This window comes from Betaproteobacteria bacterium (assembly GCA_009377585.1).
Taxonomy (GTDB): Bacteria; Pseudomonadota; Gammaproteobacteria; order Burkholderiales; family WYBJ01; genus WYBJ01.
The window spans coordinates 1-21,055 of record WHTS01000067.1; the positions used below are offsets into that span (position 1 = coordinate 1).

Genomic DNA, 21,055 nt, shown 5'->3' on the forward strand with positions numbered 1-21,055 from the left:
TGATCTAAGGTATTGTCGCGTAGAAGCCTTCGCGCGATTTTTTTACCGTAACGTCGCGCAGCGGATCAGTGCGCATCTGCCGTGTGCTCCGTCGCTTCCTTCCACGGTTTGATTTTCGTCAGCGTCTTCACGAGTGCAGCTTTCCCGCCCTCAGTGTCATAGTCAGCCTGCAGCCGCAGCCATCAGCCATCAGCCATCAGCCATCAGAAAGACGAAGAAACGACACAACCGCAGATCGATGTCCGCGGTGACGGCGTACTTGCCGGCTACGATCTCGCCGATTCGCTGGGCGGGCACGCCGATCTCCCTGGCCAGCCGGTAGTTGCTCATGCCCAGCGGCTTGAGGATTTCCTCGGCAGGCATTTCGCCAGGCGACACGGGCTTGAGTTTTCTGCCCATGTCATTCTGCTTCAGCGGTAGTCCACGATCTCGACGTCTTAGGCATCGCTTCCTGTCCAGCGGAAGCAGACGCGGAACTGGTCGTTCACTCGAATGCTCCGTTGTTCCGGACGATCGCCCTACAATTACTCACCACGGTTCGCCGGCAGCTTCATAGTGGTAACCATGTATCGGCAAGTTTGATGCTATCATGCATCACATTTGATGACCGCGAGGCTGCACATGAGAACCACAGTAACCATCGATGATGAGCTCTATCAGAGAGCGCTTGAGCTCGCTGATCCCGAAATGGACAAGGGCGACCTGTTTCGCGAAGCGATCAAGGTGTTCGTGCGAGTGCAAGCCGGCAAACGGCTTGCCGACTTGGGCGGAAAGGCCCCCAAGATGAAGGACATTCCTCGTAGGCGGCCGGCGGAAGCTCCGACCCCGTGAGCCTGATACTTGCAGACACTTCGGTCTGGGTCGCACATTTCCGCCGCGCCAATCCATTGCTTCAATCGCTGGTCGCGATGGATCAGGTGTTGTGCCATCCGCTCATCGTTCTCGAACTCGCTTGCGGAACGCCACCGGCACCGCGCGAGCGCACAATCGGCGATCTTCGAAAACTGCGGCAGACCGTCAGCGCGACAACCGACGAGATACTTGCCCTGATCGAGAGGGAGCATTTCCATGGTTCGGGCTGCGGCGCCGTAGACGTTGCGTTACTCGCCTCCGTTCTTCTCACTCGGGACACACTTCTCTGGACGATGGACAAGAAACTCGACGCCTTGGCGGCGCGGTTGGGCGCAGCCTTCCGCGCTGCCGGCGCCTAGACACGATGGTCGTGTTGAGTTGAGGAGGCCGGTCTCCGGCGACGTGGGTTGCGCGCCAAGGCGCACAGAGCTACATGCTGAGAACGAGTCGTCAGCAACCTCAGTGGAGACCGGCCATGGAAGAAGGTATCGCAGCGGGACGGACACCGTTGCACGTATCCTCGCGCAAAAACTATCCGAGGAGCTCGGTCAGCAGGTGATCGTGGAGAACCGCACCGGCGCCGGCGGCGAGATCGCAACCGAACGAGTCGTCACATTGGCCCCGGACGGCTATACCCTGCTGCTGATCACGGCGGCGGATACGGCGCAGACGGCGGTGCGCGCCAAGTTGCCCTACAACCTCGAACGCGATTTCGCTCCGATATCGCTGGTGGTGACCAGGCCTTACGGACGACCACGAGCGGCATGACACGCGGCCCGAAGCGGCCGATGATTCGGCATAAGCAAGACGGCGTTCTGCGAACGCGGTCCGTTTACATCGAAAGAAAGGTAGCGATCGATGATGCGCTGGATTCTCGCAATTCTACTGCCTCTCTCCGGTCCAACGATCAGCGCGCAGGACTTTCCTTCGCGCCCCATACGATTGATCGTCCCGTTCCCGCCGGGTGGCTCGACCGACAATTATGCTCGCTTGCTTGCGCGCGAGCTTACGTCCGCCTGGAACCAGACCGTCGTGGTCGACAACCGCCCGGGTGCGACCGGCATCATCGGAACGCAGACAGTTCGCCAGGCGACTCCCGACGGCTACACCCTGCTGTTCACGTCGAACACCGGGCACGTGCTTGGTCCCTTGCTGCGTTCGACCCCGCCGTTCGATTCGATCAAGGATTTCACACCTATTTCCATAGCGGTACGCTTCCCGCTCTATCTCATCATCCATCCGTCAATTCCCGCGCGCACCCTGGCCGAGTTCATCACCTACGCCAAGGCGAACGACGGCAAATTGAACTATGCGAGCTCGGGTGAAGGCGGCTATAGTCATGTCGCTGCGCTGCTGTTCAATGCCGCGACCGGCATCAAGGCGACGCACATTCCGTACAAAGGCGCGGCGCCGGCACAGCTTGCCGTCGTCGCCGGCGAGGCACAATATCGCTTCGACAACATCGGCACGTCGCACCCGCTGGTGATCGCGGGCAAGCTGCGTGGCCTCGCCATCACCGGCAAGTCGCGGTCTCCGGCCGTGCCGGATGTACCGACAGCGGCCGAGGCTGGCGTGCGCGGGCTCGAAGGAGTTCTCACCTGGCTCGGCATGCTCGGACCTGCTGGCCTTCCCGATGCGCTGGTGAACAGGATCAACACGGAGGTCGTGCGGATCATGCGCTCGCCCGAGGTCGTCAAACGCGTGGCGCGCGACGGTTACGAGCTTGCTGCCAACACGCCGGCGCAGTTTCGCGCTGAGATGCTGCAAGAGCAGAGCGTGCTGGTGAAGGTGATAGAGGAACAAGGCCTGAAAATACAGTAGGAGTCTCGAATGTTCTATCGCGGCAATTGGATCGACAGCTTTCCGGATAACTACCAGTGGTCGAACGCGAGCTCGATCACCAAGGGCATGGCGCCTTACGGCGCGGTCGCGCTAGGCGAGATCGACCAGGTGATCCAGCGCCTGCACGCGCGATCGAGCGAGCCCGAGGCCTGGTGGCAGGAATGGACGGCCATGGGCGAGCGCCTGGAGCGCACTGCCGATGCGGCGGCAGCCGACGGCAGGGACGCCACGGCCGGCAACTACTATCTGCGCGCCGGCATGTACTACTACACCGGCGAGCGCATGCTGCCGCCGGGCGAGCAGAAGCTCGACATCTATCGCAAGAGCCTGCGCTGCGCTCACGAAGGACTGAAACGCCGGCATCGAAACGTCGAGAGGGTCGACGTGCCGTACGAGGGCACGGCGCTCGCCGCCTACTTCATGAAGTCACCAGTGGCCAAAGGGCGAGCACCGACGATCGTGCTGTTTGACGGCCTCGACAACTGCAAGGAGATGAGCGTGCTGTTCGCAGGCGTGGAGTTCGCGTTCCGCGGCTTCCATACGCTCGCTATCGACGGGCCGGGCCAGGGCGAGTCACTGCGCCTGCGCAATATTTTCTCCCGATACGATTACGAGCTCGCGGGCACGGCCGCCTACGAGTTCGTCGCCGCGCGTGCCGACGTCGATCCTGCCCGGATCGGGATCGTGGCTTACAGCCTGGGGGGCTACTATGCGCCGCGCGTCGCCGCTTACGAGAAGCGCTATCGCGCCTGCGTGGCCTGGGGCGCCTTGTTCGACTATCACGCCACCTGGGTGAAGCGGCGCGAGGCGATGAAGTCCGCGCCTGGAAACAGCATGGCGGCGTCGCATTTCCAGGTTCCCTGGGTGTTGGGCGTTGCCGACATGGACGCCGCGATGGTGAAGCTCGAGAAGTACACTCTGGCCGGCGTGGCCGAGCGCATCGAGTGCCCGACGCTGATCTGCCACGGCGCGAACGACCGCCTGTCGACCCTGGGGGTGGCGCAGCAGTTGTACTCGGCCGTCGGCGCGCGCGACAAGACGCTCAAGGTGTTCGGTGAAGACGACGGGGGCGCCGAGCATTGCCAGGCCGACAATCGCCAGGTGGGCACCGACTACATCGCCGACTGGCTGGTGCAGAAGCTCTGATCCCTGCGCCGGCATAGCGCGCGCTCGGGTACCCATCCTGAATCCCTGAATGCACTGAAGGAGAAGTATTTACCGTCAGAAAACTCCGCATCCCGCCGATACATCTCGATAGATCTCGAAAGCAAACTCCGCGCAGACAAGGTGTCTCGGGCAATTCGCTCCCACAAATCCTTAATTCGACTGTGGGCAAGACCGAACAAAACCATTGCCTGATATTTTTTCCGCTACAACCGTTTCCCGCGGGTACACGCGCAGGCGGGGTGCGGAAAGATCTAGCATTACCGGCGGGTTGATTTCCTCGATCCCAGGTTCGATCGCGTCGCCAAAACCTATATCGATGACGATCGTAATCCGCGCACCGGCCAGCCGCGCCGTCGTACGCAGGCAAAAAGGTCGACATCGGCGAAGGGGGGCAGCATCGCGAGCGAGCGGCTCGACATCAGCGAAGGCTGGCCGAAGCGCATGTTGTATTCGCCCCGGCGCGCGCCGGCGATATGGTTCCATACGGCATCGAACACCACTCGCCCCTGCTCGTCCTCGTCCAACCCGAGATGGAGCATGTGCCGGATGAACCGGCCGTTCTGCGATTGCCCGTAGAGGTAGGCGCGATCGATCTCCCCGGCGCACGGGTTGCCGCTCGAGGCCGGTGCCCAACGCAGGAAGGCCGCCGCGTCGCGAATGGCGAGAAAACCCAGGCCGATGACGAGCGGCATCTTCGCGACACGCGTATGCGGGCGCAACTCCACGCGGATGAAGTCCACGACACCCTTCGCGCGCGGCGCTTCCAGCGCCATGACGCCGTCCTGGCGCGGAAGGTCCGCTTGCCAGCCTGCCCATCCCAACGTATAGCCGCGGCGCAGGAGAAAACCGTTGCCGAAGTCCTGATCCGTCGTCGGATCGGGCGAGCGGGGCGTGCTGTTGAAAAGCCCGAGGGTCGACTTGCGGCCGCGGTTCGGCACGTCCCAGAGCACGCACCGATTGCCCTTGCCCGGCTCCGCGGGTCTGAGCAGATAGAAGTCGCCGGCAAACTCCACATGCCTTTGCGCGTTTCGTTCTGCCCGTTGGATGTCCGTGATCTGGCGATGCAGCGGATGCTCCGGATCGATCGCGTAGCGCATCGTTCCCACGATCTTCTCGTAGGGTCCGGCGTCGCCGAAAGACCTCCCGCCGAGCACAAGCTCGCGCCTGTGGATTTCGAGCTCAGTCACCATTCCGATACGCCTCCCACGTCTCCTTCAATTGAACGTACGACCCCGCCACGCTACTGCTCGAGCTTGATGCCGGCTGAGCGAATGAGCCCGCCCCACTTCTTGTTTTCGGAGCGCAGGAACTTCTCCAGCTCCGCGGGCGTGCTGCCGACGAGCTCCACGTCGATCTCGGCCATCGCTTTCTGCAGCTGAGGCGAAGCAATGGCCGTCTTGAACGTCTGCTGAAGCTTCTGGATCACCGCGGCCGGCGTGCCGGCTGGCGCGAGGATCGCGTGCCAGGAGATGCTGTCGAAACTCGGCATGCCGAGCTCCGCCGCGGTGGGCGAGTCCGGAAAACGCGGGCTGCGCTTGTTGCCGGCAACCATGAGCGGTTTGAGGAGTCCCGACTTGACGTGTGGTGCGGCGCCGGACGGCGGGTAGGTCAGGAGGTGGATCTGCCCGGAAGCGATCGCGGGGAGCGCCGGCCCGATACCCTTGAAGGGAACGTGCACGAGCTCGAGCTTCGCGACCTGCGCGAAGAGCTCCGAGGTGAGATGCAGGCCGCTCGCAACGCCGCTCGATGCGTAGTTCAGCTTTCCAGGGCGCTCCTTCGCGTAAGCGATGAGCTCCTTGACCGAGCTCACGGGAACCTTGGTGGACACGAATAGCATGAACGGTGAGATCGTCGCAAGCGTGACGGGCGCGAAATCCTTGAGCGTTGCGCCGAGCGCGACTGACGTTACCTTCTTCATGCCGTTCCTCCTCCTCCTCGCTCCTGTCGCTTACTTCGCCTGCATGCCGGGCACCGGCGACAACGCCTGCCCTGGACATGCCGGGCTGTGTGCAAAGGCGCCGGTCGCTACAGCAGGCGATCCGACAGCCAATCCGCGATGTGGTCGATCCCGACCTGCCGATTGTCCGCCTGGCAGTGCTCGAAGCCGCCCGTATCGCGCGAGAAGACCTTCAGCGTCTTGTCGCGCGAACCCGCGGCGGCGTACAGCTGCTCCCCGATTTCGCGCGGCGTGAGCTTATCCTCGTCGCCCCATGTGATGAGCATCGGGCAGTCAATCTTGTCGGCCACGCCGGCCAGGGTGAACTTCTTGAGCTTTTCCATTGCGACTTCCATGTTCTCCACGCCGAGTACCCACGGGAGCTGGAAGTGGGAAGTGGCCACGCTGTTGTAGTCCTTTTTCATCGCGGCCCAGCGCTTCTCCCATACCGCGTGGTAGTCGAAGTGTGGGCCCCAAGCGACGCATGCGGCGTACCGCCTTTCGAACGCGGCGACCCGCGGCGCATAGTAGCCGCCGGCACTGTAGGCCATGATCGCGACGCGCTTGGGATCGACGTCTTTGCGGCTCGCGACGTAGTCGTAGGCTGGCGTTCCCGCCGCCTCGTAGTCGTAGCGGGATGCATGGTTCCGCAGCCGCAGCGACTCGCCTTGCCCCGGCCCGTCGATGGCGAGCGTGTGGAAGCCCCGCAACGCGAGCTCGACGCCGGCGAACAGGACGTTCATCTCCTTGCAGTTGTCCAGCCCCCCCCCGCGCATACCGGCGCACGGCCGCAGATCACCCCGTCGGCCTGAACGCCCCTGCACGACGCCTCAGCTTCCGATAGGCAGATCAACGCCTACGCCGCGCTCTCGAGCAATCGCGAGAAGTCTGGCGCCGACGTAAATATCCTGGATCCCCATGCCTTGTGACTCGAAGAGCGTGATCTCTTCCTTCGTCGTTCGTCCCGGTACCCGCCCTGCCACTACTTCGCCAAGCTCCGGCAGGCTTTCCCAGTGAAAGAAGCCCTTCTCCACCACTGGCAACAAGTCTCCGCACTCTTTGCTCGCGGTGCCACGCGCATCGACGACTACCCTGTTTGCGCGACGTACAGCGGCTTCGTCGAGCTCGCGACGGCTCAACGCATTGGAACCGGCCGCGTTGATGTGTTGCCCCTCGGTGAGCAGCGCACCAGGGAGGACCGGGTCTGCCGCCTTGGTGATCACGTTGATGATGTCGGCACCGCGGATAGCTTCGGCCACATCAGGCACTGCCTGGACTTCCAGCCCAAGCCTCGAGCTCATCGATTCGCAAAACCGACGGGCGCGTTCATGCGTGCGGCTGTATACCCTTACTTCGCGAATGTCGCGCACCTGGCATACGGCTTCCAGTTGACCCACGGCTTGCTTTCCGGCACCGATCATTCCGACCACCCGCGAATCTTCGCGAGCCATGTAGCGCGTCGCTACCCCGCTAGCGGCGCCGGTCCGCACCATGCCCACATAGCTGGCCTCGATGATGGCCTCCAGCACGCCGCTATTACTGTTGAACAGATTGATGTAGTAACGCGTTCCCTTGCCGTGAAGCGCGTAGTACGCCTTGTAACCAATGACCCCCAATTCTGGCGCAGCGGCCTCCAGCACGTGCAGCGTCCCCGCTGGGATGTGAGCACGTACGCGGGGAACATCCACCGCTCGGGCGCTGGCAAGGTCATGCAATGCCTGCTCGACGGCTTGCAAGGCAAGCGGCATGGTGAGCAAGCTCTCGACGTCTTTCTCGTTCAGATATCGAATCATCCTCTTCGGTCCGTTCCATTCACGCCCATACGACGAAGGCCTTTACGTTCGGTGCGGCATTCTGCGCCGAGCAGCCACGGCCCGACGGAAAACGCACGAAGACCGCGCGACCACTCATGGCGGTTCTCTCACGTGGCATTCTCAAAGTGAGTCGAATGTCGGGTGCAAAGCGCAGTATATACTCGAGCAACCCGACGAGTACTTGAAGGGACAAGGAGACACCAGAGTGCGTGCAATCGTTTTGCGAGCTTTCGGTCCGCCGGAGAACCTGAAGCTGGAGGAAGTACCGACGCCGCTACCACAGGCGCGTGAAGCTCTCATTCGCGTTGGCGCGGTCAGCGTCGATCTTTATCAAATGGTGTCCCGGCGCGGTGGAGAAGTGAGGATGAAGCTTCCGCGCATCATGGGCAATGGAATTGCGGGCACGCTCGCGAATCTCGGCCCCGGTGTAGAAGGTCTTTCGCCAGGCGAGCGGGTTGTCGTCGCTAACAACGTGAGCTGCGGAGAATGCAGGTACTGCAGGGTGGGACGCGATACCTTGTGCGCCGGGCGCAGGATCATCGGGTCGGACTTGGATGGTGGCTATGCGGAGTTCGTCTGCGTGCCTGCACGTGATTGCGTCGTCCTGCCCGACTCGGTTTCGTTCGAAGAGGCGTGCCTCATTCCGAACACCATTGGACCCGTCGTCAAGGCGTGCATCCACACTGCAGCCATCCGCGCTGCAGAAAACGTGGTTATTGTCGGCGCAGGCGGCGGAATGGGGCTACACGCCGTGCAAGCTGCACGCGCCTGTGGTGGGCGCGTGATCGCGTCACTGCGTTCGTCGCGCACGGCCGAAGCTGTGCATCAGGCAGGCGCGGATGTCGTGATTTACGCCGATCAATCCGATTGGTCCGAACACGTGCGGCAGCATACCGATGGTTGGGGCGCCGATGTCGTGCTCGATTTCGTCGCGAACAAGGGAACGCTGCAGTCCAGCCTTGCGGCGCTCGCACCTGCTGGGCGCCTGGTGGTCATGGGCTACTTCCCGCGGGGCAGCATATTCGAAACGCCAACCTGGGTGTTTGGCGAGGAGCGCACCGTCACGGGGAACCGTTCCGCACGCAAACGGGATGTGGCCGAGTCGCTCGCCCTGGTACGCGATGGACGCATCAAGGCCCTGGTCGACAAGGTCTACCCACTGGAGGACGCTGTACTCGTGCATAAGGCATTCGAAGCGAAGGAAATCGTCGGACGCGCGGTGCTTGTCCCCTGACCCGGGGAGTGTGGAGCCCCAGGGGCCGTGATTGCGTTATCGGAGGCCGGTCGGTGTACCCATGATGCGTGGGCGAGACTTTATCGTGATCCGTAAAGGCGCGTGACATACTCGCCACTGTCGTTCGGGGACCCAGGGCGGTTCAGCAAGTTCGAAGAGACGAAACGAAGCGCTACATACCAAGGTCACATAGCGTGCAGGTCCTTACCCAACAGCCCTGGGGGAGACGAGCGATGAAATCGAGGCTCGCTTTGATAATCACCGTCGCCGTCGGCGGTGTTTCGGCGCCGCCGCTAGGCGCAGAGGCCGCGGACTACCCGAACCGGATCGTGCGGTTCATCCTTCCGCAGCCGGGAGGAAGTGGAACCGACGTGGTCTTGCGCGCCATCACCGCCAAGCTTACCGAGACCTGGGGGCAGCAGGTGATCGTCGACAATCGTCCGGGTGCGAACGGCATCATCGGCGTTCAGGCATTCAGCAAGGCCAAGCCTGACGGCTACACCCTGCTCTATGGCTTTACGTCCCTCCTCACCATCAATCCTTCGGTCTACAAGGACCTCCCGTACAACACGTTGCGCGACTTCGAAGCGGTCACGCAGACGGTTACCAACACGATGACCCTGGTTGTGAATCCGCACCTGCCCGCCCGATCGGTGAAGGAACTGGTCGCGCTCGGCCGCGCGCGTCCCGGCGAGTTGCTCTACGGGTCGTTCGGCGTGGGCAACCAGACGCATCTGACTGCGGAACTTTTCCGGCTCGAGTCCGGGCTCAACATGCTGCACGTCCCGTACAAGGGCTCCACACCGGCGGTCACCGAAGTGGTCGGCGGCCAGGTCGTCATGTTGTTCGCACCCTCCGCCAGCGTCACCCCGCATATCAAGTCGGGCCGCCTGCGGCTACTCGCGACCTGCGGGCCGAAGCGATCGACGCTGTTCCCCGATACCCCGACGATGGTCGAAACAGGCTTCCCTCGCGTCATCTCGACCGGCTGGGGCGGTATCGTGGCCCCAGGCGGCACGCCGCCGGACATCGTCAAGAAGATTCAGCAGGACATTGCACACGCTCTCGCCGATCCGCAAATTCGCGATCGGCTCGTTTCGATCGGCGCCGATCCGCAGGGGACCACACCCGAGGAATTCGCGGGCTGGCTCAGAGCGGAGACCGCAAAGTGGGAGAAGGTGGTGAAGGGCGCCGGGTTGTATCACAGTAATTGACTCAGCAAGGCACGGTGAAGCAGCAACGACTCGGCGGCGGTCTGTGCCGCCGAGCTCGGCCTGGGCAGCACGGCCGGGCATCGCGTATGTTGCTCCCATTCAGCTTGCCGCCAGGTGTCAGCCACTGGCGTTCCCCATGCGTAGGGTCGATAAGGAAAGGTGCGCTCCGGGTCGAGCTTACTGGAAACCCGGACCACGAGCGCAATCGGCCTCGGTAACTTCCATATCCTCGGTTAGGACGGGGCTGTCGAAGGAGATGCCTGCCCGGCCGATCGCTCCGAACGTTGCGCGGGCGTATAGGAAATTCAAACCACCCTTTTTGCTAACCGCCCCACGGGAGATCGTGGGTGCGAGGCGCCAGATGAACCAGCCCGAGTACTTCATGGAGGTACTCGTTGGGGTAGCGCGACGTCCCCCTGCTCGCAACCTTGTGCTTCTTGCGCAACCATCAACGCAGCCGGTGGCACGCGTGCGTGTCGAGCAGCTGATAGGCCGGGCTCACCGGGCCGAGGCAGAAGTAATTCTGCCCAGCCCGTCAGCTTCCGGTTCAGCCGTCGCACAACCTCCTCGGCATCCAGCAACAACATGCTGCGGTCCGTGACCTCGACGTGGCGTTGCAGGAAGCGGTGCGCGAAGCGGTCGAGTTCATGCAGCGCGAAGCGCATCTCACGGCGGCGCAGGCGTATGCGATTGCGAGCTTCAAAGTCGACTTTCGCATCGGCGGGGCCGTCAATATCGTGAAGATGGAGTACGGCGCGATTCCGAAGAAGCTGTTCGCCTGAGCCGATCGCCTGGCTCGCGAGGGCCAGCGAGCGGAGCGCTCAGCTCAGGCGTTGGTAGATCCAGCGCGCGGCAGCAAAAAGCTTGCGGTCGCCGCCGTTCGCTGCGATTACTTGCGCGCCGACCGGCATGCCGTTCGGGCCTTTGAAGACGGGCACGTTCATGGCAGGCGTATGCATGAGCGTCCACGGCGAAGCGAGTGTCGAATCTCCGGTGTTCCAGCCCACCGGTGCCTCTCCCACGGCAGAGGGTGCGAGCAGCACGTCGTAATCGGTGAACAGCGCCGCGAGAGCGCTGCGACAGCGCTCCGCGAGCGCGCGTGCGTCGCGGTAACGCTCAAAGCTGCACGCAAGTCCCGTCCTGATTTTGCCGTTGCGAAGGTCCTCGCTCAGCTCTTCCCAGTGGTGCTCGATCTCGCGCGTGAAGTTCACCACGAACTCGCGGCACGTGATGAGCCGATGCGCTTCCTCCGCGTGCTGGAACTCGGCCGGCACCGCCACCTCGCTCACCCTGGCTCCCGCGTGCGCGAGTCGGCGCGCCGCATCTTCGAGCAGATCTTGCGTGTACGGCTCCAGCTTCGACCACTGTGGCGGGCGAACGAAACCGATGCGCGGCGCCGGCACGTTGTTCGGGAGCGGCTCTGGCTCGACGCCGACCAGCACGTCGCGGTGCAGGGCGATGTCTTCGATCGTGCGCGCATACAAGCCGATCGCGTCGCATGACGCCGCCGATTCCATGACGCCTGAGCAGCGCACGTCGCCGAACGTCGGCCTGTACGCGAACACGCCGCAGAACGAGCCCGGCTTGATCGTCGATCCGGTCGTCTGTGTAGCGAGCGCGCGCGCCTGTGCGATCGCAAGCCCGGGGTCCAGGTATTCCCACGCGAGCACGCTTGGCTCGCGCTCGGCGACGCGTTCGAGACATGCGCGCGTCACCGCTTCGCACGTGGCGCGGCCGCTGCGAACCGCCTTCGTGATTTCGACGGCGGTCAATTCATGCATGGATGTGGCGCACGAGATCAGTGCTCGCGGAACAGCCGCCCGCCGCCCCGCACCGCGCTCTTGTCGCCGGCGAGACGCATCATCTTCCACATCGAAGCGGAGTTGCTCGTGACGACGGGCTTTCCGAGCTTCTTCTCGAGCGACTCGACGATGTCCAGCGTCCCGAAATTCGTGCAACTGATGAAGATCGCCTGCGCGTCGGGCTGGTCGACGCTCGTGACGAGCGCTTCGACTTCTTCAGGCTTCACCGCGGCATGTGCCTGTGTACCCAGTCCCTTGATGCCGAGCACCTCGAAGCCGGATTTGCCGAGAAAATCGCGCAGCCGCTCATTGAGCCACGGCTCGTAAGGCGAAGCGACGCAGAGTTTTTTTGCGCCGAACGCCCGCAGCGCATCGGTGACCCCCACGGTCGTGGTGGTTCCGGTGATGCCCGTTGCCGCCTTGATCTGCTCGGTCAAGTCCTGGTCGTAGCCGCGCCCTTTGATAAAGCCGCCGCCCGTGCAGCCGTAGCAGATCACGTCGACCTTCGCGTGAGCGAGCAGCTTGGCCGCAGACGGCACTTGCGTTCCCATCCAGATGACGTTTTCCTCCGTGTCGGCCGTGTGCGAGATGCGCATCGTATGGATCGACGTACCGTCGGTTGCCATACGCTGAGTTTCGTATTCCATCGTCGTGTTCCACGAAGGAACGATGATGCCGAGCTTGTACCGCACGATCTCGCTCCCTAATCCTGTTTGAGTCCCGTGTCTCGCACGATCTTGCCCCATTTCGAGATGTCGTTCCGGATGAGCTCTGCGAAACCGGCAGGCGTCGCGTGAAATGGATCGGTGCCCTGACTCGTCATCAGGTTCTTGAGCTCGCGCGTTTGCTGCAGACGCTCGACCTCCGCGTTCAGCCTGTTGACGATCGCAGGCGGTGTCCCGGCGGGCGCGAGCAGCCCGATCCAGACCACGGCTTCGTAACCTTTGAGCCCTGCGGTTTCTTCTACCGTCGGGTACTCCGGCGCAAGCGGGGTGCGCTTGGCGGTTGTCACCGCGAGGATGCGCAATTTGCCGGCCCTGGCGTGCGGCAGCGAAGGCGGCAGGCTCGTAGAAAGCACCGGCACCTGGCCGCCCAGCGCCGCCACAGTCGAAGGGCCCGCGCCGTTATACGGCACCGCGAGCATCTTGATGCCCGCCATCGACAGAAAGAGCTCCATGCCCACGTGCATCAGCGTGCCGTTGCCGGCGTGCGCGTAGCTCAGGTCGCGCGGCTTCGCCGTCGCCAGCCTGATCAGCTCGGGCAGCGACCTCACCGGGAGCGAGGGGTGGACCGCAATTACGTCTGCCTGGAGCGCGACAGGCGTGAACGGGCGTGAAGCTCTTGAGCGAGTCATAAGGCAGATTTTTATAGAGGCTCGCGTTGATCGAATGCGTGACCGATACCATAATGAGCGAGTATCCGTCCGGCGGCGCCTTGGCGAGCAGGTCGGTGGCGATGGTACCGCCCGCGCCGGGCCGATTCTCGACGATGACGGACTGGCCGAGCGCTTCTGCCAGGCGCTGCGCGTACATGCGGGTGGCGATGTCGATGCCTCCGCCGGCGGCGAAACCGACCATGATGCGGATGGGTTTGGTGGGATACGACGGAGCGGAGGACGTTTGCGCGAGCGCGGCGCCCGCCAACAATGCGATAGAACCCACTGCGGCACGGCTAAGCATCTTGATCTCCCCCGATGAGATGCAGCGAACATGATATTGTTGCGCGGGGAGAAAGAGAAGGATTTTGATTTGTGATAGACGCTGCGATCGTGGGACTGGGCCGCTGGGGCCGCAATCTCGTCAATGCCGTTCAGGGGAAGAGCGAGAAGCTGCGCTTCGTTCAATGCGTGGTCAGGCAGCCTGAATCGGCACGCGAATATGCGGCGGAGAAAGGTCTCGAGCTCGAGACGGACTTCGATCACATGCTGCGCGACGAGCGCATCCAGGCGGTGGTGCTGGCCACGCCGCATTCGCTACACGTGCGACAGATCGTCGCTGCGGCCGCGGTAGGGAAAGCTGTGTTCTGCGAGAAGCCACTTGCGCTCACTGCGGCCGACGCCGAGCGCGCGGTCGATGCCTGCAGGCGCGCGAAAGTGGCGCTGGGGCTCGGGCACGACAAGCGTCTTTGGGGCTCGATGCAGGACCTGAGGCGCGTCACGGCGAGCGGCGAGCTCGGGCAGATACTGCATATGGAAGGCCATTTCAGCAACGAGAGCACGCGCCGCTATTTCACGGGCTGGCGCGCGTTTGAAGATGACGCCCCCGGCGGCGGGCTCACCGCAACGGGCATACACATCCTCGATGCGTTCGTCGCCGTCGCCGGTCCAGTCCACGCGGTGCACGCACACGTGGTGTCGCATCCGCCGGCGCCCGAGCCCGTCGATAGCCTGACGGTGTTTCTCGAGTTCTCGAGCCGGGTGAGCGGCGTGCTATGTGGTGTGCGTACGACGCCGGCGTACTGGCGCGTCCACGTCTTCGGCAAAGAAGGCTCTGCCGAGGCGCTCGGCGCGACCGAGCTTACCGTGCGAAAAACCGACGCCGCGCCCGAGCGGTTCACCTTCGAGCCGGTGGACACGCTGCGTCTGGAGCTGGAGGCGTTTGCCGATGCCGCCAGCGGTGGTGCGCCGTATCACATAGCGCCGCAGCAGATGATCGATGCCGTGGCGGCGCTGGAAGCGACGATCGAGTCGATGGAGTCGGGCGGGAAGGTTCGCGTCCAGGGTTGAGGACAGCAACGCGACAACATGAAGGAAAAGTCGACGACGCGAAAGGATTCGATCAACACGTCCCTGCGCATCGAGGCGTTCGCGCTCTTTCGTGACCAGTGCGGCCAGTGACGGCAACAGCGCAGGCCGCATCGGTCTGGAAACGCGCACCCACGGATGGTTCCGGAGACCAGCGCGTCGAGCGAGCGCAGGCGCGAGTTGAGCTCGTCCCCGATCTCGCCCTCGAGCTCCACCAGCACGGCCAGATCGCGCCGGCCGGATGAAACGCGATGCTCAAAACGCGGCGAGCTCGGCGTTGCGCATATCGGTCACGAACATGTTGCCCGCGCTGTGCGTGATCATGAAAGGCGGCTTGGATGCGAGTGCGACCGCCTGTGGCGTGACGCCGCACGCCCAGAACACCGGTATATCCCCGGGCTCCATGTGCTGCGCATCGCCGTAGTGCGGCTTTTCGATATCGCCTATACCGATTGCAGCGGGATCACCGATGTGCACGGGCGCGCCGTGGGCGCCCGGAAAGCGCGCGCTCGCGGTCACTGCTTTCGAGAGCTCGGCAGGGCGGATGGGCCGCATCGATACGACCATCGGTCCGTGAAAAACGCCGGCGGACCGGCACTCGATGTTGGTGCGCCACATCGCGACTGCCTTGCCGTGCTCGAGATGCCACAGCCGGACGCCGGCCTGCACCATCGCCTGTTCGAACGTGAACGAGCATCCGAGCAGGAACGCGACGAGATCGCTGCGCCAGTAGGGCGTGGCGTCCGTCACCTCGTCGATGACCTCGCCGTGCTCATAGATGCGGTAGCTCACGATGTCGGTCCGAAGATCGGCGCCCGGGGCGACGATCCTGGGTTCCGCGCTGCCGACATCGGTCACTTCGAGCAGTGGGCACGATCGGGGATTGCGCTGGCAGAAGAGCAGGAAGTCGTATGCCTGTTCTCTCGGCAGCACGGCGAGATTCGCCTGCACGTAATCGGGCGCAAGCCCGGCAGTCGTGCGCTTCAAGCCACCATTACGGATGGCGGCGCGGATGTCTGTGGGGTGGAGTGTGTCGGTCATGACCGCATTGTACGTCGGGCTGCATAATGGCTGCTTGATACCGGGAGACGAAGGATGCGTGCAGTCGTGTTGAGAGAGTTCGGTCCGGCGGAAAACCTGAAGCTGGAGGAGATGGCTACACCCACGCCCCAGACAGGGGAGGTGCTTCTTCGCGTCGGGGCTGTGAGCGTGGACCTATTCCAGATGGAGTTTCGCAGCGGCCGTGCGCTCAAGATCCCGCTGCCGCGCGTGATGGGTAACGGCCCGGCGGGCACCGTGGCGGCACTGGGCTCTGGCGTGGAAGGTTCCAAGCCTGGAGAGCGCGTCGTCGTCGCGAACAACGTGAGCTGCGGCAATTGCAGATTCTGCCGGCTCGGCCGCGAGACGCTGTGCGTGGGGCTCAATAATCACCGCGGGGGCATGATCGGCGCGCATCGCGACGGCGGTTACGCCGAATTCGTCGCAGTACCTGCGCGTAACTGCATCGCGCTGCCTGACTCGATCTCCTTCGAACAGGCGTGTCTCGTTCCGAATACGATAGCTCCCGTCGTCAAAGCGTGCGCGGGGCGTGCGGGCATCCGTCCCGGCGAGAACGTGCTCATCGTCGGCGCGGGGGGAGGAATGGGCCTGCACGCCGTGCAGGCCGCGCGCGCGTGCGGCGGGCGCGTCATCGCGGCGATCCGCTCGCAGCGGCCGGCTGCGGCCGTATGCGAAGCCGGCGCGGACGTCGTGCTGTCCACGCAAGACAGCTCGTGGCCCGAGCAGGTGCGTCAGCGCACCGATGGTTGGGGCGCCGACACCGTGCTCGATTTCGTCGCGACGCGCGAAACGCTGCAGGCGAGCTTCGGTGCGCTTGCGCCCGCAGGGCGGCTCGTCATCATGGGTTACTTCCCACGCGGTGGTGTTCTGGAGACACTGACGTGGCCATTTACCGAAGAGCGCACGATCACTGGTAATCGCTCGGCGGGGCGGCAGGACGTGGCCGACAGCGTTACGCTCATCCGCGACGCGCGCATCAAACCGATGGTGACGAAAGTGTTTCCGCTACAAGACGCCGTACTCGTGCACAAGGCTTTCGAGGCGGGAGAGATCATCGGGCGGGCAGTGCTGGTGCCCTAAGCTGGCGCGACCGAAAAGCAACGCGCAACTTACTGGCTGTGATACAGCCCTGCCCCTTTCACCACCCGCGTCCACTTTGCGATTTCGGCCGCGAGCGCGCGGGTCACCGTGTCGGTTCCGCCTCCCGCCGGTTGCGGGAGCACGATGCGGACCACACGGTTTGGATAGTCGGCCGCCCCGGCTTTCGATTGGGCAACGACCGGGCGTACGAGCTCACCGCAGCACGCTGCCCGGTATCGGCACTTCAGCGCGCCGGGTAATCGACGCGGCGCGAGTGCACCGGCTCGAAACGGCCGTCGAGCGCATCGCGCATCCAGTCGGCCACATGCACATAGAAATCCGGCAGGCGGCCGCCGAAGGTATGCGTCTCGTTCTCGTACACCCACAGCTCCTTCGGGCAGCGCAGCATCTCGAAGAGCTGCTCGCCGTCTTCGAGCGGACACAGCTCGTCGAACTCGCCCATCACGAGTAGTGTTGGGCACTTGATTTTCTCCGCGATCGGCGCGAGCGTCATCTGCGCGGCCATGTCGTCGAAGGCCTCCTCCTCGTATGTGTTCGACATGTACATGTAGTTCGCGCGATACGCCGGTTTGCCGTGATTGAAGATGGTGTCCTTCTGCTGATAGACGCCCATGGCGCCGACGCATGCTTTCACGCGCTGATCGTGCGCAGCGATGCGAGGCCCCCAGTAGCTCCCCATGCTCCAGCCGTAGACGCCGATGCGACTCGCGTCGATTTCCGGGCGCTTCTCGAGCCAGTTGATCGCCGCCGAGCCCGCACGTTCGAAGTTGTCGAGCGTGACCCATGTCTCCCGAATATTGCTCTCGCCCTGGCCTGGGCCGTCTATCGTCAGCGTCGCCATGCCGCGGCGCCGGAAGTGATTGTGGTAGGGGCTCGGCATGTACTCCTTGATCGTGTCCATGCCTGGGATGACGAGCACGCAAGGCGCTTTGTCGCTCCCCGGCGCGGTTTGCAGAATGCCCGGGATGGTCTTGCCGTTTTCGAAGGGCACTTCGACGCGGCGTACGTAGGCTTCGCCGAAATGCTCCGTGAACTTCTGATAACAGTGTATGAGCCGCTGATAGAGCTCGAGCTTGCGAGGCGTGTTTGCGTGCAGGACGCCGCACGCGGGACCATAGTAGAGGGCAGCACGATAGTAGAACTCGGCAGCGCTTTGGCGGTGCCCCGCTGCTTCGGCCTCACGCGCGAGCGCCTCTTCCTGGCTCGCTGTGCGCACCCATTCCTTGACCACGGCGCCGGGGACTTTGATGCGTTCGGTCGTGCGCTTCACGTCGGCTGGGCGGAAGCCCCACTCGACGAACATCGCAGCGCGGAAGCCGAACACGTCGAGTATCTTGTAGAACTCCTCCGTGATCCATTTCTGGCCCGTGCGGCTGTGATCGGTCATCGGTATCTCCTTGCCTCGTGGTCTCGATTGGGTGTGTGGGGGCTGAATTTTACGTGCATTGGCGGCTCGCGAACGGACCATCGGTGCGCGAAAAGATTGTTCGGGTCGCGCTGGGGCAGTAAATTGGGGGTGACGGCGCAGGTGAAGCGCCTGCGCGTATCATGAGCGAGACGGCGGTCGACATGCACGGCATTTTCCCGCGCTACAAAGCGAAGTTCGAAGCGCTGCTGTCGACGCACTACGTGGCGGCAGCGGTGCTTTGCGAGCGAGCGCTCACGCTAATACAGTTCGAGCCGGCGCGCTACGATGACGCGACGCTGCGCCGCTTCGCGGCGGAGCAGGTGGAAGTGCGCGCCGATGCCGCGCTCACCGGCGTTCAGGCTTTCGTCGAGGCTGAGAAAACGGACGGCATCAAGATCGCGGTGCGCTGCGAGCATCCACGCGGCTCGGCCGAGAACCCGCTCTCGCGCGCAGATCGAGGACAAGTTCCGCACGTATGCAAAAGGGCGCTTGCCGGCTGGGCATATCCAGGAAATGATCGAGTCCGTCGCACGTCTGGAAGAGCTCAAATCGGTGCGGCACCTGATGGATCTCTTGAGAGCGGCCAAGCCTACATCCTTCACTCAGGCCGCATAAGCGAAGCCGTAAACCGCTGCGATCGAAAGGAACCGTTCAAATGGCCATTGCCGGCAAGTGGATTTTCACCGCATCGATGGATGTCGACGCGGACAAGGAAGCGCTGTTCAACGAGATTTACGACACCGAGCACGTTCCGCACCTGAAGAAGGTGCCCGGCGTGATTGCGGTGACGCGGCTGAAAGCCGACACGCTGCGCGTGACGATCGGAGGCGAGACCAAAACAGTCGAGCCGGAAGGGCCGCGCTACTCGTGCGTTATCGAGCTCGAGCGTCCGGACGTGCTCACGAGTTCCGCGTTCGCAAAGGCGGTGGAAGAGGGAAGGTGGCCGGCGCAGGTGAGGCCATTCACGAGGAACAGGCGTCATACGTTGCACAAGGTGCTCGGCGCCGCGCCCTCGTCTGCCTGACTTTTCACGGTCGCCGGGCGGTGAGGCAGCAGGTGCCGTCGCAGCGTGAGTGGCATGCACGAACGTTGATCGAGCTTTGTGAGCCGACGGCCATAGCGGGTGAAGGCCGCGGGGATCGTAGCCGGCGCTGGGGTCACGTAGCGGCACCAAGTCAGTCTCCATTCGGGGGCCGATCTGCCACGTCACGCGTAAGCGCATGAATGTCGCGCGGGCGTTCAGCCTGCGCCGGTGTGCATCGCCGACCGGCGCGGATTTGCGGCCCGGGCGAAGCCTTGATGCTTGTGAGCGATGTTCGCGGCAATCCAGTTCTGCAGAAAGCCCATGGCGAAGATGCCGCCGTGAAACGCCTGGTCGCGGTAAAGATCGGCGCGTCCTTCCCACGGAATGATGGCTTTCAGCGAAGGCGGTTGCGTATTTGCCGCGCGCCACTGGCTATTCGCGTGGTACGACACGCCCAACGTGCCGATGTTGCCGGAGCACCACGGGAGCTTCGCCACGTATTCGATCGCGTCATGAAAATCCACGCCCTCCTGGTATGAATTGGGCTCCGACTGACCCGGCGATTTTCCTGAGCCGCGCGAGTCGACGCGAACGAGGGCATAGCCGCGCGGGCACCACCACATGGGATTGGCGGTCTCCCACGCGAGATAGGGATTTGCTTTTTCTTCCAGATCGTCCGGCGGTATCCACAGGCGGTCCTTCTGATAAGGGCCCATGTTCATGATTGCCGGGAACTGCTCGGACCCGCCGTCGGGCCGAAGCACATCGGCGTAGAGGATGGCGCCGTCGCGCAGCGTGATCTTCACGTCCTTTTCCACGATCAGCTTGTAATCGCGGGGTTGAGACACGTCTTCGAATTTCTTGGCCATTCTGATCTCGATTGTTGCTGAAGATATGGGGTGGCTGAACGGGCAGGCCGCATCAGCGGAGCGCCGACGGCGCGCTTTTCGATAGGCGGCGATAGTTGCCGAATGTACTGCTGGAGCAATAGATCGCGATAGTGGGCGATAGTCCTCGAATACCCCCTACTCCCACTCAATCATAAACGGCACCTATAAGCCGTTGTCCGATCGAGAGCTTTATTCTGCGAGCACAAAGTTTACCGTCTGCAGCAAATACAAAGATGAAATCGAAACCGCGGTTATTGCCCGCGGCGGCTTTCACGGTGGCCCATCGCTTGGTCTCTACGCAGTCGGGAGCCCATGGAGCTTTCGGCGCATGATCAATATCTACTCGCACTTGGCGATGGCGACCTTCGATCGAGAACGTTCGAAGCTCACAACCTCCCTGGCACCTTACGCGGCTAGTTCGTGAACTTCCTCGGAAAGCTGCGCGCCCTGCTCGCGCTGGATGACTTCGATGTCGTACTGCCCCTGCAAATTGAGCCAGAACTGCGGGTCGACACCAAATGCCAAGCCCAGGCGAACCGCCCGCGGCAGCAAGGTCGCCACCGACTTCGTCGAGGACCACCTCAAGGCCAAGCCCGAACACCTGCAGCACCATGCACTGCAGCACTCCCTTGTATATGTCGCCGAGGTCCCAGTCGGGTGCAACGCCCTCAGGAAGTAGGCGGACAGCGCGACCGGCGGCGGCAGCCACGCGATCTGCAAGCAGACAGCGACCAGGGTGCAGAGCCCAACGAGGTCGATGTCCAACTTGGCGACGCGTGCCGAACGCAACCGGCAAGGGATTGCCTCGACGCCTGGTCCGACGGGGCGCTAAGCCTCGCGTCGGCTGCGCGAGCGTTTCCGTGTCGTGCCTTGCTTGGAACGGCAACGTCTCGCCGATGGTCAGCCTGGCGCAGCAATTGCGAGCCGAGCTGTCAAAGCCGGTGGACGGCCGCCACGCCGGAAAGCATC

Annotated in this window: 21 protein-coding genes and 4 pseudogenes; 12 read left to right on the top strand and 13 right to left on the bottom strand. The window is 63.2% G+C overall.

The genetic code is table 11. The annotated features are described in order from the left end of the window. Nucleotides 1-65: 65 nt before the first annotated feature. Both GEV05_19295 and GEV05_19300 read right to left on the bottom strand, forming a co-directional pair. Nucleotides 66-399: pseudogene (locus tag GEV05_19295) on the bottom strand (HigA family addiction module antidote protein). Nucleotides 400-437: 38 nt separating this feature from the next. Further along, nucleotides 438-545, bottom strand: a pseudogene (locus tag GEV05_19300) (type II toxin-antitoxin system RelE/ParE family toxin). 76 nt (nt 546-621) lie between these two features. Here GEV05_19300 and GEV05_19305 point away from each other — a divergent pair. From GEV05_19305 to GEV05_19325, 5 genes are all read left to right on the top strand, one after another. After that, on the top strand, nt 622-831 hold the full coding sequence (locus GEV05_19305; protein ID MPZ45494.1) for a type II toxin-antitoxin system VapB family antitoxin: 210 nt from the start codon (nt 622-624) through the stop codon (nt 829-831). Then, complete coding sequence (locus GEV05_19310; protein ID MPZ45495.1) at nt 828-1,211, top strand: PIN domain-containing protein; 384 nt, start codon at nt 828-830, stop codon at nt 1,209-1,211. The genes GEV05_19305 and GEV05_19310 overlap by 4 nt, the downstream gene beginning before the upstream one ends. Next, entirely contained in the window at nt 1,096-1,620 is a 525-nt protein-coding gene (locus tag GEV05_19315; protein ID MPZ45496.1) for a hypothetical protein, read from the top strand. The genes GEV05_19310 and GEV05_19315 overlap by 116 nt, the downstream gene beginning before the upstream one ends. Before the next feature lie 90 nt (nt 1,621-1,710). Further along, nucleotides 1,711-2,673, top strand: coding sequence for a tripartite tricarboxylate transporter substrate binding protein (locus GEV05_19320; protein MPZ45497.1), 963 nt, complete (start codon nt 1,711-1,713; stop codon nt 2,671-2,673). Between the two features lie 9 nt (nt 2,674-2,682). After that, nucleotides 2,683-3,840 (top strand): alpha/beta hydrolase, encoded by a 1,158-nt coding sequence (locus tag GEV05_19325; GenBank protein MPZ45498.1) that lies wholly within the window; start codon nt 2,683-2,685, stop codon nt 3,838-3,840. On the opposite strand, the pseudogene GEV05_19330 reads toward GEV05_19325, so the two are convergent. From GEV05_19330 to GEV05_19345, 4 genes and pseudogenes are all read right to left on the bottom strand, one after another. Next, nucleotides 3,807-4,344: pseudogene (locus GEV05_19330) on the bottom strand (hypothetical protein). The gene GEV05_19325 and the pseudogene GEV05_19330 overlap by 34 nt on opposite strands. Before the next feature lie 757 nt (nt 4,345-5,101). After that, nucleotides 5,102-5,779, bottom strand: coding sequence for a hypothetical protein (locus GEV05_19335; GenBank protein ID MPZ45499.1), 678 nt, complete (start codon nt 5,777-5,779; stop codon nt 5,102-5,104). 107 nt (nt 5,780-5,886) lie between these two features. Further along, entirely contained in the window at nt 5,887-6,573 is a 687-nt protein-coding gene (locus GEV05_19340; protein MPZ45500.1) for an alpha/beta fold hydrolase, read from the bottom strand. Between the two features lie 54 nt (nt 6,574-6,627). Then, nucleotides 6,628-7,590, bottom strand: coding sequence for an ornithine cyclodeaminase family protein (locus GEV05_19345; protein ID MPZ45501.1), 963 nt, complete (start codon nt 7,588-7,590; stop codon nt 6,628-6,630). Here GEV05_19345 and GEV05_19350 point away from each other — a divergent pair. From GEV05_19350 to GEV05_19360, 3 genes are all read left to right on the top strand, one after another. After that, entirely contained in the window at nt 7,544-8,845 is a 1,302-nt protein-coding gene (locus tag GEV05_19350) for a zinc-binding dehydrogenase (protein MPZ45502.1), read from the top strand. The genes GEV05_19345 and GEV05_19350 overlap by 47 nt on opposite strands. Nucleotides 8,846-9,078: 233 nt before the next feature. After that, nucleotides 9,079-10,059 carry a tripartite tricarboxylate transporter substrate binding protein gene (locus GEV05_19355; GenBank protein ID MPZ45503.1) on the top strand — a complete coding sequence of 327 codons (981 nt, stop codon included), beginning with the start codon at nt 9,079-9,081 and terminating at the stop codon, nt 10,057-10,059. A gap of 572 nt (nt 10,060-10,631) precedes the next feature. Further along, the gene (locus GEV05_19360; GenBank protein MPZ45504.1) at nt 10,632-10,841 is read left to right on the top strand and encodes a hypothetical protein; all 210 of its coding nucleotides are present in this window, start codon (nt 10,632-10,634) and stop codon (nt 10,839-10,841) included. Nucleotides 10,842-10,880: 39 nt separating this feature from the next. On the opposite strand, the gene GEV05_19365 is transcribed toward GEV05_19360, so the two are convergent. Genes GEV05_19365 through GEV05_19375 form a run of 3 tightly spaced genes read right to left on the bottom strand, consistent with a single transcriptional unit; the run spans nt 10,881 to nt 13,572 of the window. Continuing rightward, entirely contained in the window at nt 10,881-11,840 is a 960-nt protein-coding gene (locus GEV05_19365) for an amidase (GenBank protein ID MPZ45505.1), read from the bottom strand. Nucleotides 11,841-11,857: 17 nt separating this feature from the next. Next, nucleotides 11,858-12,553: a maleate cis-trans isomerase gene (locus GEV05_19370; protein MPZ45506.1), complete on the bottom strand. Its 696-nt coding sequence runs from the start codon at nt 12,551-12,553 to the stop codon at nt 11,858-11,860. 11 nt (nt 12,554-12,564) lie between these two features. Further along, nucleotides 12,565-13,572 carry a hypothetical protein gene (locus GEV05_19375; protein MPZ45507.1) on the bottom strand — a complete coding sequence of 336 codons (1,008 nt, stop codon included), beginning with the start codon at nt 13,570-13,572 and terminating at the stop codon, nt 12,565-12,567. 39 nt (nt 13,573-13,611) lie between these two features. Here GEV05_19375 and GEV05_19380 point away from each other — a divergent pair, with 39 nt between their 5' ends. Beyond that, nucleotides 13,612-14,586 carry a gfo/Idh/MocA family oxidoreductase gene (locus GEV05_19380; GenBank protein MPZ45508.1) on the top strand — a complete coding sequence of 325 codons (975 nt, stop codon included), beginning with the start codon at nt 13,612-13,614 and terminating at the stop codon, nt 14,584-14,586. A gap of 273 nt (nt 14,587-14,859) precedes the next feature. Here the strand turns inward: GEV05_19380 and GEV05_19385 are convergent, their stop codons facing one another. Then, entirely contained in the window at nt 14,860-15,645 is a 786-nt protein-coding gene (locus tag GEV05_19385; protein ID MPZ45509.1) for a putative hydro-lyase, read from the bottom strand. Between the two features lie 54 nt (nt 15,646-15,699). On the opposite strand from GEV05_19385, the gene GEV05_19390 reads away from it, so the two are divergent. Beyond that, on the top strand, nt 15,700-16,743 hold the full coding sequence (locus GEV05_19390; protein MPZ45510.1) for a zinc-binding dehydrogenase: 1,044 nt from the start codon (nt 15,700-15,702) through the stop codon (nt 16,741-16,743). Nucleotides 16,744-16,987: 244 nt separating this feature from the next. On the opposite strand, the gene GEV05_19395 is transcribed toward GEV05_19390, so the two are convergent. Then, a complete protein-coding gene (locus GEV05_19395) occupies nt 16,988-18,232 on the bottom strand; it encodes an alpha/beta hydrolase (GenBank protein MPZ45511.1) in 1,245 nt (414 codons plus the stop codon). 80 nt (nt 18,233-18,312) lie between these two features. On the opposite strand from GEV05_19395, the gene GEV05_19400 reads away from it, so the two are divergent. Then, a complete protein-coding gene (locus GEV05_19400; protein MPZ45512.1) occupies nt 18,313-18,933 on the top strand; it encodes a hypothetical protein in 621 nt (206 codons plus the stop codon). Next, on the top strand, nt 18,828-19,196 hold the full coding sequence (locus GEV05_19405; GenBank protein ID MPZ45513.1) for a hypothetical protein: 369 nt from the start codon (nt 18,828-18,830) through the stop codon (nt 19,194-19,196). The genes GEV05_19400 and GEV05_19405 overlap by 106 nt, the downstream gene beginning before the upstream one ends. 215 nt (nt 19,197-19,411) lie before the next feature. On the opposite strand, the gene GEV05_19410 is transcribed toward GEV05_19405, so the two are convergent. Further along, nucleotides 19,412-20,065: a CocE/NonD family hydrolase gene (locus tag GEV05_19410; protein MPZ45514.1), complete on the bottom strand. Its 654-nt coding sequence runs from the start codon at nt 20,063-20,065 to the stop codon at nt 19,412-19,414. 595 nt (nt 20,066-20,660) lie between these two features. After that, nucleotides 20,661-20,821, bottom strand: a pseudogene (locus GEV05_19415) (C4-dicarboxylate ABC transporter). Nucleotides 20,822-21,055: the final 234 nt, after the last annotated feature.